The following is a 15,863-nucleotide window of genomic DNA, read 5'->3' as shown; positions in this document are numbered from 1 at the left end:
ACACATAAGTTTTATACTTTTGCACATCGTTTTAACAACAGCAACATGCTCACACTCGACAAAATATATCAGGCTTCATTTGCATTAAGAACAGTAATAAGGCGCACAGACCTTATAAAAGCACCAAATATCAATCCGGAATGCAACATATACCTGAAACCGGAAAACCTGCAAACAACCGGTTCTTTTAAAGTTCGCGGAGCTTGCTTCAAAATATCCCAACTAACAGAAGAAGAGAAAGCAAAGGGTGTTGTGGCCTGCTCTGCCGGAAATCATGCCCAAGGTGTTGCTTTGGCTGCCAGTTCGCAAGATATCCGTTCAATAATCTGTTTGCCTGATAATGCGCCCATTTCTAAAATAGAGGCAACCAAACGATACGGTGCCGAGGTTTGCTTGGTTGAAGGCGTATATGATGATGCTTATAAAAAGGCTTTGGAATTAAGAGACGAAGAAGGCTATACGTTTATTCATCCTTTTGATGACGAAGATGTAATAGCCGGCCAAGGAACAATAGGACTTGAGTTATTGGAACAATTACCGGAACTAGATGCTGTAATTGTGCCTATCGGCGGAGGCGGACTTATTTCAGGTGTTGCATATGCTATCAAAAAACTGGCGCCACATGTAAAAGTGTATGGCGTACAGGCAAACGGTGCACCAAGCATGGCCGAATCTATCGGACGAGGTAGGATACAACGATTAGAAACAGTCCGTACTATAGCAGACGGAATAGCTGTGAAAGAACCGGGATTGCATACTTTTGATTTATGCCAGAAGTACGTCGACGAAATTGTATCCGTTACCGATGACGAAATATCTACAGCAATACTCGCCCTTATCGAACAGCAGAAACTAATTGCGGAAGGTGCCGGCGCCGTTGCAGTAGCTGCTGCTATGTTCAACAAAGTCTCTATCAAAGGGAAAAACGTTGTATGTCTGGTATCAGGAGGTAATATAGACGTGAATATCCTATCCAGGGTAATAGGGCGTGGTTTGCAAAAATCGGGGCGCTCATGTAGCATGACAATCGAATTGGTGGACAAACCGGGACAATTGCAACAAGTTTCCCAGATCATAGCGGAGCTGGGAGCAAATGTAGTCTCCGTATATCACGAACGGGTAAGTCACACAACCGACATCAATGGTTGTTATCTTCGTTTGGAAATGGAAACACGCGACCAGCGCCAGATTAACGAAATCAGACAAGCGCTGGCTATTGCCGGTTATAAAATTGTCGCCATATAAAATTATTCGCGGCCTACCATCTTTGCAGGGTCAACCCATTTATCAAATTCTTCTGCTGTAAGATAACCTGATTCTATGGCAGCCTGTTTTAAGGTTTTATCTTCTTTATATGCTTTCTGTGCAATTTCCGCTGCTTTATAATAGCCGATCTTCGGATTCAAAGCCGTAACAAGCATCAGAGAATCGTCCAAATGTTTCCGGATCGTTGCCGTTACCGGTATTATTCCTACTGCACAGTAATCATTAAAACTGGTACAGCCTTCTCCTATCAACCGGGCACTATGCAAAAAATTATATGCAATCATCGGCTTATACACATTCAGTTCAAAATGTCCGTTAGATCCGCCAATGGAAATTGCCACATCATTCCCCATCACCTGGGCGGCAATCATCGTCAAAGATTCGCACTGGGTCGGATTGACTTTTCCCGGCATAATAGATGACCCCGGCTCATTTTCAGGAAGATGTATTTCTCCTATTCCGGCACGCGGGCCTGAACCCAACATACGGATATCATTAGCTATTTTCATCAGGCTGACAGCAACGCTTTTTAATGCTCCATGAGCCTCGACTAGTGCGTCGTGCGTAGCTAATGCTTCAAATTTATTCGGAGCGGTAACAAATGGCAATCCGGTTAATTCAGAAATCTTCTTGGCTACGTTTTCGGCATAGTCTTTCGGAGTATTAATGCCCGTACCGACAGCAGTTCCGCCCAAAGCTAATTCCGATATATGTGATAATGAATTTCGCACAGCTGAGATTCCATATTCAAGCTGGGCTGCATAACCGCTAAACTCCTGCCCCAATGTCAATGGGGTAGCATCCATAAAATGTGTACGCCCGATCTTTACAACCGGCATGAACTCCCGGCTTTTAAGTAACAGCGTATGATAAAGTTTTTCTAATCCGGGCAAAGTCGTTTCGGCCAACATTTTATATGCAGCAATATGCATTGCAGTAGGAAAAGTATCATTTGAAGATTGAGACTTATTGACGTCGTCATTCGGAAGCAGTATTTTTTCTTTATCCGTAAGTTTTCCACCGGTCAATACCTGTGCACGATTGGCTATGACTTCATTTACATTCATGTTCGTTTGCGTCCCACTGCCTGTCTGCCAAACGACCAAAGGAAAACTACCATCCAGTTTACCTTCCAGAATTTCATTACAAACCTGAACAATCAGGTCGCATTTCTCAGTAGATAAAACACCGGCTTCCTTATTCGTTAAAGCAGCAGCTTTTTTCAGAAAAGCAAATGCTTCGATTATTTCTACAGGCATGCGGTCTGTTCCACGGGCAATCTTAAAGTTCTCCACACTACGTTGGGTCTGTGCTCCATAATAAGCTTGAGCAGGAACTTTCACTTCTCCCATCGTATCTTTCTCTATCCGATAATCCATTTTAATTCCTTTTTTATTATTAAAACTTCTTACCGGAAAGAAATGTTCTCTTTACGAAAATTTAATTTGCATCACGCACAGTAATATGGAAACATCCCTGTTTACGTTCATGCTTTATAAAACAACGGTTTTGCCTGTGTAAATCACGAAGAACTGAAGCCAGAACCATCTTCAACCGGTCTTTATCTATATTCAAAGTATCTTTCTCGTCAATTTTAGTATATCTGGCCCATGAAACATCGAAAGTAGTTCCGTATTGATGGGCTGAGTTAACCGAAGAATTAAAATTTCTTCTTTTTAATTTCTTCACATCATCTACCGTACGGGTTACGCTTGTAACTAATATTTTATACTTAGGAGCATTCAAATTATACAACGAATCCTGAAAGTTTTTACCGATATCCTCCAACAGATCAGCAGCCTGAGGAATGAGGTAAGGAATAGAGTGTTTTAACTCTTCTACTTCATAGTAATCATTAGTTTCTATTTCTTCCATCTTCTTTGATGCCTTTTCTGCCTCTTCTCTGGAGGAAACCGGTTCAATACCTAAACGTTGGGCCTCTGCCAAATGAACATCGTTCAAGTCTTTAAAATCGCGGTTGTAGCTTCCGTTATACCATATTTTTTTCAGTTCGCCACGTTTTTCTTTACAGGAAGGAAAGGCTGTTACTACAGAAAAAGCTATTAGCAACAGTAGAGCATTTATCGTATATTTCATCATGTTTCATTTTTGAATGACAAAAATAAAGAAAAAACGTAACACAGTACCATCGGATTCATAATATTACTACTTTTGTGTTCCATAAAAGATGGTTTCTGAATGATTGAACGAATTTATATCCTGGAAAGCGTAGACCCGGTTATTTTCTATGGAGTTAACAATGCAAATATGCAGTTAATTAAAACTCTGTTCCCGAAATTGCGCATTGTTGCCCGTGGAAATGTAATGAAAGTAATAGGCGACGAAGATGAGTCTGAACTTTTCCTCAAGAAAATCCGCGAAGTCGAAAAGTATTGCGAAGAATTCAATTCTCTTACGGAAGATGTAATTCTTGATATTGTGAAGGGGAAAGCTCCTGTCATAACCAAGCAGGAAAACCTCATTATACACGGAATGAACGGTAAAGCTATCGTTGCCCGGACAGATAACCAACAAAAGCTGGTAAAAGCATTCGAAGAAAACGATCTTGTATTTGCCACAGGGCCGGCCGGTTCGGGCAAAACATTCGTAGCTATAGCGCTAGCTGTAAAAGCGTTAAAAAACAAGGAAGTCCGCAAAATCATATTAAGTCGCCCAGCTGTTGAAGCCGGAGAAAAGCTCGGATTTCTACCAGGCGAAATGAAAGACAAACTAGATCCTTATTTACAACCCTTGTACGATGCTTTGCAAGATATGATACCCGGAGCCAAACTGAAAGAATATATGGAAAACAACATCATACAAATTGCGCCTCTTGCTTTTATGCGCGGACGCACACTGAATGATGCCGTTATTATTCTGGATGAAGCACAAAATACAACTACGCATCAGATAAAAATGTTTCTGACCCGTTTAGGTATGAATGCTAAAATGATTGTAACCGGAGATATTACTCAAATAGATTTACCTCCTACAGCAACTTCCGGGCTTATCCAGGCCATGAACATACTTAAAGGTGTAAACGGAATAGGAAAAATAGAATTCAACAAAAAGGATATTGTCCGCCACAAGTTGGTACAACGTATTGTTGAAGCTTATGATAAATTTGATGACAAGCGCAAGAAAGAAAGTAAAGAATCAAAAGAGAAGAAAAAGGAATCTACAATAATAACTAATTAAATTAAAAAGGTTATGAAGAAGGCGTTAGTTAGAACCGACTTTAATTTCCCCGGACAAAAAAGCGTATATCACGGTAAAGTACGCGATGTATATAACATTAATAATGAAGTTCTGGTAATGGTTGCAACCGACCGCATCTCGGCATTTGATGTTGTTCTGCCGGAAGGTATTCCTTATAAAGGACAAATGTTGAATCAGATTGCAGCCAAGTTTCTTGACGCTACAACCGATATTTGCCCGAACTGGAAACTTGCAACTCCGGACCCAATGGTAACCGTTGGTGTACAATGCAAAGGATTTCCTGTTGAAATGATCGTACGCGGCTACCTTTGTGGTAGTGCTTGGCGCACTTATAAAAGCGGCGTACGCGAAATATGTGGTGTAAAATTGCCGGAAGGTATGCGTGAAAACGAACGTTTCCCTGAACCGATCATCACACCGACAACAAAAGCTGAAATAGGAGAACACGATGCCGACATCTCTAAAGAAGAAATCTTGGCTCAGGGATTGGCTACGCCTGAAGAATATGCTTTGCTAGAGAAGTACACGATGGCTTTATTCAAACGAGGAACCGAAATTGCAGCAGAACGCGGACTTATCCTCGTAGATACCAAATACGAATTCGGAACCAGCAACGGCACTATCTATCTGATGGATGAAATTCATACACCGGATTCTTCCCGTTACTTCTATTCGGAAGGCTACAAAGAACGTTTTGAAAAAGGTGAACCGCAAAAACAGCTTTCCAAAGAATTCGTGCGCGAATGGTTAATGGAAAACGGATTCCAGGGCAAAGCAGGACAAAAGGTTCCCGAGATGACACCGGCCATTGTAGAAGGTATCAGCGACCGCTATATAGAATTATTCGAACACATCACGGGTGAAAAGTTCGTAAAAGTCGACACTGACAATCTAACCAGTCGTATCGAAAAGAACGTAACCGAATATTTGAAAAATAAATAAGGTATGGCGAAGTACGGTTCAGAACAAATTCTTCCATATAATAACGAAGAAAACAAAGGAGCGCAGGTAAAGCGTATGTTTGATAACATCGCCGGAAAATACGACCTACTGAATCATACATTATCACTCGGCATAGATAAAGGATGGCGCAAAAAAGGCATTGCTTTTCTGCGCCCTTTTTCTCCGCAAACCATATTAGATATTGCCACAGGAACCGGCGATCTGGCTATCTCCATGTATCAGACATTGAAAGCTCAGCATATTACAGGAGCAGACATATCCGAAGGAATGATGGAAGTAGGCCGCAAAAAAGTAGCAAAAGCCGGTTATTCGGAATATATATCATTTGAGCAGCAAGACTGCACAAAATTGACTTATCCGGATAACTCGTTCGATGCTGTAACCGCCGCTTTTGGAGTCCGCAACTTCGAGAATATCGAACAAGGGATTGCAGAAATGTATCGTGTGCTAAAGCCCGGTGGTCATCTTATGATTCTGGAATTGTCCACACCGGAACATTTCCCGATAAAACAGCTTTATTGCTTATATTCAAAATTAGTTATCCCTAACGTAGGTAGATTTTTTTCTAAAGAAAAATCAGCATACAGTTACCTGCCGGAATCTATAAAAGTTGTTCCGCAGGGAAAGGTGATGACCGGTTTACTAAGCCGTCAAGGTTTTACCGATGCACATGTACAAACCTTCACCTTCGGAATTTGTTCATTATACACAGGCACTAAATAGTAACGAATATTTGAAAAGACTATGCAGAAATATGGATTATTAGGCTATCCTCTGGGACATTCATTTTCGAAGACATACTTCAATCAAAAGTTTGAAGCAGAAAAGATAGATGCAACATATATCAACTTCGAAATCCCGAACATCAAAGATATAAAAAACGTCTTAAAGGAAAATCCGGAATTGAACGGACTGAATGTCACTATTCCGTACAAAGAACAAATTATCCCTTATCTGGATGATTTGGATGAAGACGCACGCTTGATCGGTGCGGTAAACGTTATTAAATTCTCAAAAGGTCTTTTTGGAAAGACTAAATTAAAGGGTTACAATTCCGATATTATCGGGTTCAAACAATCTATCGAACCATTATTAAAAGAGACACACCATAAAGCACTAATACTTGGTACCGGAGGAGCCTCCAAAGCCGTATTCCAAGGATTAAAACAGCTAGGTGTAGGTGCAACTTTAGTCTCACGCACTCCGAAAAAGTTTTGTATCACCTACGATGAAATTACTCCAAAAACAATGGAGCAATACACCGTAATCGTAAACACAACTCCACTCGGAATGTTTCCAAATATCAATACATGCCCGGACATTCCTTATGACATGCTTACACCGGATCATTTATTATACGATTTACTTTATAATCCGGACGAAACTCTTTTCATGAAGAAAGGGAAAGAAAAAGGGGCAGTAGTTAAAAACGGACTTGAAATGCTCCTGCTACAAGCTTTTGCCGCTTGGGAAATCTGGCAGAAATAACTTGTATGGAAAAAGGTAAGCATCAAAATCCGGCAAGACAAGCATCAAAAAGAATCAATCTAAACTCCAGGTCAGAACAAATCCGGGAGTAACGGAATAACCTAATTTAAAAAAAGCATTTTCCTGTGTGCGTGTTTCCTGAACAACAAAAGTACCGGATTCTGCATACAGGAAAGGTTTTACATGTAAATGACGGCAAAAATCCACGTCTTCCTGCCCTATCATCTTAAACAATGTCTCTTTTGCACACCAATAAATCAAAAGATGTTCAATCTCATGATTCAAATCAATAGCTTCTTCTTCTTCCTGATTCATAAATCGATTCCGTATTTTACATACCCGGTCCGAGCGATACTCAATATCGACACCTGCAGCAGGAGATTCCTGCAATAAGACCGCAGCATATCCCTTCGTATGTGATATACTGATATGTAAAGGTATATCCGGCAAAAACGGTGCTCCGTTCGGAAAATAATCAATTACAGCCTCTTTCTCCAACAACTCCTTCAACAGTACACGGCTAGCTAGCCGTTCCTGTTTACGATGTTCGGCACGTATAGACTGCAAGAAAGAAAGAGAACCGGACGAATTAGGCAGCATAGACAATAACTTGTCTGAGCTTTCGCTTATCTGCCAAACTCCAAGCAAAGGATTATTTTGTTTCTGTAATAAAGGCATTATTTCTTCCAGCTAAAAGATTGGATAAGTTCTATAATATCCTTTCGGAGATATTCGGTTACAGGAGCCAGAGAATCTGCATTAGGTTTGCAATCATAGTACAAGGCTCCGCGGAAAAAGTTTGCTGCACTATCGGTCAGCATAAACTGTATAGGTGAAGCCAATTCGCCTTCCAGCAGGAAAAGAGAGCCATAAACATGTTCATCCGGGTTACTATATGTCTTCTCAACAACGGAAGCTATATCTTTCACCTGGCGAGATACTAATTCCCGGGATTCACTCTCCGCCCGATGCAATGTGGCTGGAGTTATAGGTAAATAACTGCAATATATCTTAGCACCCAATGACGGGTATGAAATATTGATCCATTGGCCGGACGCATTTTCGACTGGCGGTAACTCCACGATAGATAATTGCGATACATCAAACGTATAAGGAAGATTGTCCAGCGGTAACTTCTGATAATGAGCAACGCCTGGCTCTATACGAAAATAGCCACGCGGCTTCGGTGTATATTCTGTACAAGAATAACATGCTAGCGAGCACACACACCAAATAGCCAACCACTTCATAAGAACTAATCTCCATCCTCTGTTTCGTGATTCTGGATGCAATTGAACTTCACCTTCAATATACGGCGATTATCTACTTCCAGTATCTGAAAACGATATTTGTTGTATTCTATAATTTCCCGACGATGCGGAAAATCTCCTTTTATCTCGAGAAGAAGCCCGGCCAGAGTTTCAACCTCTTCTGTCAGCTTGCCAAACTCACCCGGATCGACATCAATAGCACGAAAGAAATCTGTCAGTAATATCTTGGCCTCAAATATAATGCTACCATCAGCCAAACGGATAACTTGCTGTTCATCTTCATCGTATTCGTCTGAAATTTCGCCCACAATTTCCTCCAGAATATCTTCCATCGTTACAATACCGGACGTTCCACCAAACTCGTCTACAACAATCGCCATATGTATTTTATTAGTACGAAACTCTTCCAGCAAATCATCGATCTTTTTCGTCTCCGGTACAAAATAAGCCGGGCGAATCAAACTTTGCCAACGGAATGTATCCGGTTTCTCCAAATAAGGCAACAGGTCTTTGATATATAAAATACCTTTGATATTATCTTCCGTCCCTGCATAAACAGGAATACGGGAATAACCGGATTTTACAATAAACTCTGTAACATCATGAAAACTACTCTTAATATCAATATCTTCCATATCCAGACGAGGTGTCATTATCTCGTCTGCCGTTTTATTATAAAACTTAATAATTTCGGCAAGCATTTCCTTTTCTTCCGGTATTTCCGTAGAAGTTAACTCGAGTGCTTTCGTTAGTTCGTCTACCGATAAATCATATTTTTTCTTCACTAACGCTTTGTTAATAACAGTAGTAGATGTTACTAATAGAGAGGATAATGGTTTACAGAAACGTTCAAGACCGCTTAATACGGGAGCAGCAAAACGAACAAATTTCAAAGCGTTCTTTTGTGCATAAATCTTTGGCATAATCTCACCAAAAAGTAAAAGTAAGAAGGTCAGTATTACAGTTTCCAATACAAACCCCAAAGCAGGAGATGCAGAAAAATTTATCCATGCATTAATACCATAGGTACAAAGCATGACAACAGCTACATTTACAAAATTATTTGCTATCAGTATAGCCGCCAGAAGATGTTCCGATCGCTCAAGAAGGCGTTGGATAACAAGATCGGAAGTTGTTTTCTCTTCGCGGATGTCACTTATGTCACCCGGCGAAAGAGAAAAGAATGCCACTTCGGAAGCCGACACAAAACCGGAGATAAACAGCAACAAAATAGCCAGGCTGAGAGCTATCACAGGCCCCGCTGTAAGCGCCTGTATCGTTATATGACTAAATAAGTCCGAATAATAATCTGAGTCCAAGGGGAACAGTGTTAGTTAAACAATATCAGAACGGGAGATCATCCGCGTCGCTGGTTTCAGAAAAAGCACCCGACTGTGAAGAGGTTGGCTGCTGGTAATTCACAGGTGTATTAGCCGGCTGAGCAGACTGACCTGCTATTGGCTGAACTCCTGCATTCGTATTCTGTTGTGTTCCGTCCGCCGGACGTGTTCCTGTATTATAAAACTCTACACGGTCAGCATGTATTTCTGTTACATAACGTTTCACACCTGTCTGATCATCATAGCTTCTAGTACGGATTTTGCCTTCTACATAAACACCGGAACCTTTCTTTACCCATTTTTCCACAAAAGGGACCAAATCACGACGAACAACAATATTATGCCACTCGGTGCGCTCCGGTACCACTGTTCCGTTAGCCAATGTATAACCTCTTTCAGATGTTGCCAAAGAAAAATTTGCAACAGCGGCTCCACTATCAAAATAACGCACGTCGGGATCTTTTCCCACGTTGCCGATAAGTATAACTTTATTCAACGACATAGTTCTAATTTCTAAATTATTATACAAAGAAACATAAATTCAATCACTCAAACAAGTTTCGGCCGAATTTCTCCAAATAAATATGTACAAGACGTGGCACGGCATATTTATCTATATCCTCACAAGAAATATAGAGATAGCGTTGCAAAGCCTCGGTTTCAAACTCTATCTCCACTTTATAGAAAGTAGCATAAATTATTTGATGGGATAATACATGTTTTACATTTTCCAACTTCACGGAAATATCCAATTTGCCTGCATCTTTAAACAGATACCGGAAAGCATCTGTTTGCTGCAACTCTCCAAAATCCATTATATGGGCTGTTTCGATCAGAGGAAATTCGTATAATCCGGTCCATATATCTTTTCCTTCCCGACGATGAAGCCAGGTTTTGCCTTTATATATAATGTAGAAATAATGAAAGAAACGGTTCCGGATTTTTGTTTTACTTTGTTTAACCGGATATGAATCTACTTTATTTTCGGCAAATGCCATACATTTATCTACAAGAGGACATTTATTACAATCTGGATTTTGAGGAATACATTGTAACGCTCCAAGTTCCATTATAGCCTGATTGTGAAGACCTGCTTTAGAATTGTCCATCAATAATCCGGCTAAATCTGTAAAGGTTTTCTTTCCTTTTGTTGTATCGATCGGAATTTCCAAAGCGTATAAACGCGACAAAACACGAAAGACATTTCCATCGACTACCGGATAAGGCTGATTCCATGCGAATGAAACAATTGCAGCCGCAGTATATTCGCCTATACCTTTCAACGATATAACATCTTCATATTTATCGGGGAATATACCATTGAAGCGATCCATTATGTCACAAGCTGCCATTCTCAGATTACGAGCCCTGCTATAATATCCTAAACCCTGCCAATATTTCAGCACTTCGTCTTCATCTGCAACTGCCAGAGATTCAACATCAGGAAAACGATTAACAAACCGTCTGAAATATTCCAATCCCTGAACAACACGCGTTTGTTGCAATATAATCTCCGATATCCAGATAATATACGGATCATTTGTATTCCTCCAAGGCAAATCTCTTTTATACTCGTTATACCATGCTATCAAAGCACGACTTACTTTTAAATCGTTTTCTATCTGTCTCATAACGACTTGTTTTCACATCAACGTTCAAACCTAACTATTTGATTAATGCAAACATACATAGATATAACGGATTGTAAGGAATGTTTTTTATTAAAAATTGGGCATCAATTCTTTTTACACTTAAATAAAAAGCTATATATTTGCATTCCAAAAAATTAATAGGTCCAAATCAATTAATTAATTTATAGACATGACTAAAGCAGATATTGTTAGCGAAATTTCAAAAAGTACCGGCATTGACAAATCTACGGTATTGGCAAGCGTTGAATCTTTCATGGACATTGTAAAGGATTCTTTAGCTCAAGGTGAGAACGTTTACCTGAGAGGTTTCGGAAGTTTCGTTATTAAGAAAAGAGCTCAGAAAACAGCTCGTAATATTTCTAAAAATACAACGATCATCATTCCGGAACACAACATCCCGTCATTTAAGCCGGCTAAGACTTTCTTAAATGAAGTAAAGTAATCAAGTAATTATACGTTAAATTTAAAATTAAAGAACAATGCCTAGCGGAAAAAAAAGAAAAAGACATAAAATGTCTACGCACAAGCGCAAAAAGAGACTGAAAAAGAATAGACATAAGAAAAAATAAGTCTATCTAGCAAACTCTAAAGAACAAACTTAATAAGAGACCTTTTAAGTTTGTTCTTTGCGTATTTTAAGGTCTGATATTAAAATCCCTCTTTATAGTGATTAGTGAATTAGTAGTTGATGTACAGCCCAAAGAGGTATCTATTGCCGTACTGGAAGACAAGAATCTTGTGGAACTTCAGAAAGAAGCCCGCAACGTGTCTTTCGCTGTAGGCGATATTTATCTTGGTAAAGTAAAAAAACTAATGCCCGGGCTCAACGCTGCGTTCATTGATGTAGGTTATAAAAAGGATGCATTTCTTCACTATCTGGACTTAGGTCCAAATTTCAACACTCAACAGAAATTCCTCAAACAGGCGTTAAGCGATCCTAAAAAAACTCCTCCTATTTCTAAAATGCAGATACTACCTGAAATAGAAAAGGAAGGGAGTATAAGTGACGTACTGAAAGTGGGACAAGAGGTGTTGGTTCAAATTGCTAAAGAACCGATTTCAACAAAAGGACCCAGACTAACTTCCGAGCTATCCTTTGCCGGAAGATATATAGTCCTGATTCCATTTGCAGATAAGGTTTCAGTCTCCACTAAAATCAAATCAAGCGAAGAAAGAGCGCGTCTACGACAATTAATCCAAAGTATTAAACCAAAAAACTTTAGTGTTATTGTCAGAACTTCTTCGGAAGGTAAACGTGTAGCAGAACTCGATCATGAGCTAAAGACATTAGTAAAACGGTGGGAAGATAATATCATTAAAGTGCCTAAAGCAAAAGTTCCCTCTATCATCTATGAAGAGACGGCACGCGCGGTAGCATTATTAAGAGATATATTCAATCCTTCCTTCCAAAACATTCATGTAAACAACTCGGAAGTATATCATAACATACGTGATTATGTTAGCCTGATAGCACCGGGAAGAGAAGACATTGTACAACTGTATACCGGAGAACTTCCTATCTTCGACAATTTTGCTGTAACAAAACAGATCAAATCATTGTTCGGACGTACAGTGACCTATAAAAGTGGAGCCTACCTGATTATCGAACATACCGAGGCAATGCACGTGATAGATGTAAATAGCGGTAACCGCTCAAAAGGCAGTGATGCCCAAGAAAAAACAGCTATCGACGTAAATATTGCCGCAGCCGACGAAATTGCCCGTCAACTTCGTTTGCGTGATATGGGCGGTATTATTGTAGTAGACTTTATCGATATGGCAGAAGCTGCCAATCGGCAAAAGCTATTTGAACACATGTCTAAAGCAATGGCAACCGACCGGGCTAAACACAACATCCTGCCTTTAAGCAAGTTTGGTCTGATGCAAATTACACGCCAAAGAGTACGTCCCGCAATGGACGTAGATACGTCGGAAGCCTGTCCTGCCTGTTTCGGGACAGGAACTGTAAAACCTTCTATCCTATTCACAGATAGTTTGGAAGGCAAAATTGACTGTTTAGTAAATAAGCATCATGTGAAGAAATTCACCCTGCACGTACATCCTTACGTTGCAGCGTATGTGAATAAAGGATTAATTCCTTTAAGTTCTAAGTGGAAATGGAGATATACCAGAGGCTTGAAGGTTATCCCCAACCAGAGTTTAGCTTTTCTTGAATACAAATTTTATGATGAAGACAAGAATGAGCTAGACATGAAAGAAGAAAAAGAGATTAAATAAGAAAATCTTACTGACAAAAGTTCCGGGAGAAATTCATCTCCCGGAACTTTTTTATTCCTTCTATATACATCCAAAATTTCTTCCGGTAGAAATACAAATTTCATCCGAGAGAAACTGAAAATCCATCCGAGTAGCCTACAAAAACATTTTGAAAACACTTTTACATCATTCTGTCAATCTGTCATACGACAGACAAAGAAAAAAGCCATGCTTTCATCAAACAACTTTGGCACGGCGTTTGTAGAATAATCTATGAATCGCTTCGGAAGGCGATGGAAAATTTAGAATAATAACAATTAAAATATTTACGTCATGGGAAAAATTATTGGTATTGACTTAGGAACAACCAACTCTTGTGTTGCCGTATTGGAAGGTAACGAACCGGTTGTTATTGCAAACAGCGAAGGTAAAAGAACAACACCTTCAATTGTTGCATTTGTAGAAGGAGGCGAACGCAAGGTAGGTGACCCGGCTAAACGTCAGGCTATCACAAATCCGGAAAAGACTATATTTTCAATCAAGCGTTTCATGGGTGAAACGTATGACCAGGTACAAAAAGAAATTAATCGCGTACCTTACAAAGTGGTACGTGGCGACAATAACACCCCGCGTGTTGATATTGAAGGCCGTCTCTATACTCCGCAGGAAATATCTGCGATGATCCTTCAAAAAATGAAAAAGACTGCAGAAGATTATCTGGGGCAGGAAGTAACAGATGCCGTAATTACCGTTCCAGCATACTTTAGTGACGCACAACGTCAGGCTACAAAAGAGGCAGGTGAAATTGCAGGTTTGAATGTACGTCGTATTGTAAACGAACCAACAGCTGCATCTCTAGCTTATGGCCTTGACAAGACAAGCAAAGATATGAAGATCGCCGTATTCGACTTAGGTGGCGGTACATTTGATATCTCTATCCTTGAACTGGGTGATGGCGTATTCGAAGTAAAATCAACAAACGGTGACACACATCTGGGTGGTGATGACTTTGACCACGTAATTATCGACTGGTTGGCAGAAGAATTCGAACGTGAAGAAGGTGTTGATCTGCGTAAAGACCCTATGGCTTTGCAACGTCTGAAAGAAGCAGCAGAAAAAGCTAAAATTGAATTATCAAGCACAACAAGTACAGAAATAAATTTACCGTATATCATGCCAGTAAACGGTATTCCAAAGCACTTAGTTAAGACTTTAACCCGTGCTAAGTTTGAACAGTTGGCAGACGGTTTAATCCAGGCTTGTATTGCTCCTTGTCGTCAAGCTTTGTCAGACGCAGGTTTGAGCACTTCTGATATAGATGAGGTTATTTTAGTAGGTGGTTCTACTCGTATTCCTGCTGTACAGGCTATTGTTGAAAAGTTCTTCGGAAAAGCTCCTTCTAAAGGCGTTAATCCCGATGAAGTTGTAGCCGTAGGTGCTGCAATTCAGGGTGGTGTATTGACTGGAGAAGTAAAAGACGTATTGTTGTTGGATGTTACTCCACTATCTCTCGGTATCGAGACAATGGGTGGTGTAATGACTAAGCTGATCGAATCTAACACAACAATTCCGACTAAAAAGTCTGAGACGTTTACAACAGCCGTTGACAACCAACCTTCTGTAGAAATCCATATATTGCAAGGTGAACGTTCTTTGGCAAAAGATAACAAATCAATCGGACGTTTCCATTTGGACGGAATACCTGCTGCACAACGTGGCGTACCCCAGATTGAAGTAACATTCGATATTGATGCAAACGGTATATTAAATGTATCAGCTAAAGACAAAGGTACAGGAAAGACTCAAAGTATCCGTATCGAAGCTTCCAGTGGTTTGAGCGATGATGAAGTAAAACGCATGAAAGACGAAGCTGCAGCTAATGCCGAAGCAGATAAAAAAGAAAAAGAACGTATTGATAAGCTAAATCAGGCCGACAGTATGATCTTCCAGACCGAAAAACAATTAAATGATCTGGGTGACAAATTACCTGCTGACAAGAAAGCTCCGATCGAAGCAGCTTTAAATAAATTAAAAGAAGCTCACAAAGCTCAGGATATTGCAGGTATAGATGCTGCAATGGCAGAGTTGAACACTGTATTCCAAGCAGCTAGCCAAGAAATGTATAATGCTCAAGGTGGAGGAGCTCAACAACCAGGTCCAGACTTCGGACAACAAACTGGTGGTAACGCTGGAAACAATAATAACAGCAACAAAGACGGCAACGTTACTGATGTGGATTTTGAGGAAGTGAAATGATTCCGATAAGGAAACAGATAATAAACAATAAGCAAAAGCGTGCAGCTCAATGAGTTGCACGCTTTTTGCGTTTATGGGGTTCATGGTTGCTATGTGTTTTCTATGGGCTTTTTTATCTCTTATTTGCGACATGTTTGCGACACGTCTTATTTGGCGATAAGGTACAACTTAGATTGATATAAACCATTTAA

Annotated in this window: 15 protein-coding genes; 8 read left to right on the top strand and 7 right to left on the bottom strand. The window is 40.0% G+C overall.

The features are described from left to right. The first annotated feature begins 45 nt into the window (after positions 1-45). A complete protein-coding gene (ilvA, locus tag ACYIB7_RS04750; RefSeq protein WP_103983009.1) occupies positions 46-1,245 on the top strand; it encodes a threonine ammonia-lyase in 1,200 nt (399 codons plus the stop codon). A gap of 2 nt (positions 1,246-1,247) precedes the next feature. On the opposite strand, the gene fumC is transcribed toward ilvA, so the two are convergent. Together fumC and ACYIB7_RS04740 are read right to left on the bottom strand one after the other, a co-directional pair. Continuing rightward, positions 1,248-2,645 carry a class II fumarate hydratase gene (fumC, locus tag ACYIB7_RS04745; protein ID WP_099463300.1) on the bottom strand — a complete coding sequence of 466 codons (1,398 nt, stop codon included), beginning with the start codon at positions 2,643-2,645 and terminating at the stop codon, positions 1,248-1,250. A gap of 61 nt (positions 2,646-2,706) precedes the next feature. Then, a complete protein-coding gene (locus tag ACYIB7_RS04740; protein ID WP_099463301.1) occupies positions 2,707-3,366 on the bottom strand; it encodes a DUF5715 family protein in 660 nt (219 codons plus the stop codon). Between the two features lie 99 nt (positions 3,367-3,465). On the opposite strand from ACYIB7_RS04740, the gene ACYIB7_RS04735 reads away from it, so the two are divergent. Genes ACYIB7_RS04735 through ACYIB7_RS04720 form a run of 4 tightly spaced genes read left to right on the top strand, consistent with a single transcriptional unit; the run spans position 3,466 to position 6,936 of the window. After that, positions 3,466-4,464, top strand: a complete 999-nt coding sequence (locus ACYIB7_RS04735; RefSeq protein ID WP_099463302.1) for a PhoH family protein — start codon at positions 3,466-3,468, stop codon at positions 4,462-4,464. Positions 4,465-4,476: 12 nt separating this feature from the next. Beyond that, complete coding sequence (locus ACYIB7_RS04730; protein WP_099463303.1) at positions 4,477-5,427, top strand: phosphoribosylaminoimidazolesuccinocarboxamide synthase; 951 nt, start codon at positions 4,477-4,479, stop codon at positions 5,425-5,427. A gap of 3 nt (positions 5,428-5,430) precedes the next feature. Continuing rightward, positions 5,431-6,171: a bifunctional demethylmenaquinone methyltransferase/2-methoxy-6-polyprenyl-1,4-benzoquinol methylase UbiE gene (ubiE, locus tag ACYIB7_RS04725; protein WP_103983011.1), complete on the top strand. Its 741-nt coding sequence runs from the start codon at positions 5,431-5,433 to the stop codon at positions 6,169-6,171. 21 nt (positions 6,172-6,192) lie between these two features. Beyond that, on the top strand, positions 6,193-6,936 hold the full coding sequence (locus ACYIB7_RS04720; protein WP_103983012.1) for a shikimate dehydrogenase family protein: 744 nt from the start codon (positions 6,193-6,195) through the stop codon (positions 6,934-6,936). Positions 6,937-6,990: 54 nt separating this feature from the next. On the opposite strand, the gene ACYIB7_RS04715 is transcribed toward ACYIB7_RS04720, so the two are convergent. From ACYIB7_RS04715 to mutY, 5 genes are read right to left on the bottom strand one after another with little or no spacing between them, the layout of a single operon-like run. Beyond that, entirely contained in the window at positions 6,991-7,614 is a 624-nt protein-coding gene (locus ACYIB7_RS04715; RefSeq protein ID WP_103983013.1) for a 4'-phosphopantetheinyl transferase family protein, read from the bottom strand. Continuing rightward, a complete protein-coding gene (gldD, locus tag ACYIB7_RS04710; RefSeq protein WP_103983014.1) occupies positions 7,614-8,186 on the bottom strand; it encodes a gliding motility lipoprotein GldD in 573 nt (190 codons plus the stop codon). Before gldD ends, ACYIB7_RS04715 begins: the two co-directional genes overlap by 1 nt. Before the next feature lie 5 nt (positions 8,187-8,191). After that, positions 8,192-9,526 carry a gliding motility-associated protein GldE gene (gldE, locus tag ACYIB7_RS04705; protein ID WP_103983015.1) on the bottom strand — a complete coding sequence of 445 codons (1,335 nt, stop codon included), beginning with the start codon at positions 9,524-9,526 and terminating at the stop codon, positions 8,192-8,194. Between the two features lie 25 nt (positions 9,527-9,551). Then, positions 9,552-10,049, bottom strand: a complete 498-nt coding sequence (ssb, locus tag ACYIB7_RS04700) for a single-stranded DNA-binding protein (protein WP_103983016.1) — start codon at positions 10,047-10,049, stop codon at positions 9,552-9,554. A 43-nt stretch (positions 10,050-10,092) separates the two neighbouring features. Beyond that, a complete protein-coding gene (gene mutY / locus ACYIB7_RS04695; protein ID WP_480338256.1) occupies positions 10,093-11,178 on the bottom strand; it encodes an A/G-specific adenine glycosylase in 1,086 nt (361 codons plus the stop codon). 190 nt (positions 11,179-11,368) lie between these two features. On the opposite strand from mutY, the gene ACYIB7_RS04690 reads away from it, so the two are divergent. The 3 genes from ACYIB7_RS04690 (at position 11,369) to dnaK (ending at position 15,672) form a co-directional block, all read left to right on the top strand. Further along, entirely contained in the window at positions 11,369-11,641 is a 273-nt protein-coding gene (locus ACYIB7_RS04690; protein ID WP_099463311.1) for an HU family DNA-binding protein, read from the top strand. Between the two features lie 224 nt (positions 11,642-11,865). Further along, positions 11,866-13,437, top strand: a complete 1,572-nt coding sequence (locus tag ACYIB7_RS04685) for an Rne/Rng family ribonuclease (RefSeq protein WP_099463312.1) — start codon at positions 11,866-11,868, stop codon at positions 13,435-13,437. A gap of 312 nt (positions 13,438-13,749) precedes the next feature. Continuing rightward, positions 13,750-15,672: a molecular chaperone DnaK gene (gene dnaK, locus ACYIB7_RS04680; RefSeq protein ID WP_103983018.1), complete on the top strand. Its 1,923-nt coding sequence runs from the start codon at positions 13,750-13,752 to the stop codon at positions 15,670-15,672. The last annotated feature ends 191 nt before the right edge of the window (positions 15,673-15,863 follow it).

The organism is Parabacteroides sp. KHUB-03 (assembly GCF_056640975.1).
Note: the sequence above shows the minus strand (reverse complement) of the source record. Positions and strands in the feature narration are given on the sequence as shown.

What these genes read in the sequence shown, in the direction of transcription:
- ACYIB7_RS04720 (WP_103983012.1), top strand. Translation starts at nt 6,193, where the DNA reads ATGCAGAAATATGGATTATTAGGCTATCCTCTGGGACATTCATTTTCG.
- ACYIB7_RS04730 (WP_099463303.1), top strand. Translation starts at nt 4,477, where the DNA reads ATGAAGAAGGCGTTAGTTAGAACCGACTTTAATTTCCCCGGACAAAAA.
- ACYIB7_RS04715 (WP_103983013.1), bottom strand. Translation starts at nt 7,614, where the DNA reads ATGCCTTTATTACAGAAACAAAATAATCCTTTGCTTGGAGTTTGGCAG.
- ilvA (WP_103983009.1), top strand. Translation starts at nt 46, where the DNA reads ATGCTCACACTCGACAAAATATATCAGGCTTCATTTGCATTAAGAACA.
- ubiE (WP_103983011.1), top strand. Translation starts at nt 5,431, where the DNA reads ATGGCGAAGTACGGTTCAGAACAAATTCTTCCATATAATAACGAAGAA.
- ssb (WP_103983016.1), bottom strand. Translation starts at nt 10,049, where the DNA reads ATGTCGTTGAATAAAGTTATACTTATCGGCAACGTGGGAAAAGATCCC.
- ACYIB7_RS04740 (WP_099463301.1), bottom strand. Translation starts at nt 3,366, where the DNA reads ATGATGAAATATACGATAAATGCTCTACTGTTGCTAATAGCTTTTTCT.
- dnaK (WP_103983018.1), top strand. Translation starts at nt 13,750, where the DNA reads ATGGGAAAAATTATTGGTATTGACTTAGGAACAACCAACTCTTGTGTT.
- mutY (WP_480338256.1), bottom strand. Translation starts at nt 11,178, where the DNA reads ATGAGACAGATAGAAAACGATTTAAAAGTAAGTCGTGCTTTGATAGCA.
- ACYIB7_RS04735 (WP_099463302.1), top strand. Translation starts at nt 3,466, where the DNA reads ATGATTGAACGAATTTATATCCTGGAAAGCGTAGACCCGGTTATTTTC.
- fumC (WP_099463300.1), bottom strand. Translation starts at nt 2,645, where the DNA reads ATGGATTATCGGATAGAGAAAGATACGATGGGAGAAGTGAAAGTTCCT.
- gldD (WP_103983014.1), bottom strand. Translation starts at nt 8,186, where the DNA reads ATGAAGTGGTTGGCTATTTGGTGTGTGTGCTCGCTAGCATGTTATTCT.
- ACYIB7_RS04690 (WP_099463311.1), top strand. Translation starts at nt 11,369, where the DNA reads ATGACTAAAGCAGATATTGTTAGCGAAATTTCAAAAAGTACCGGCATT.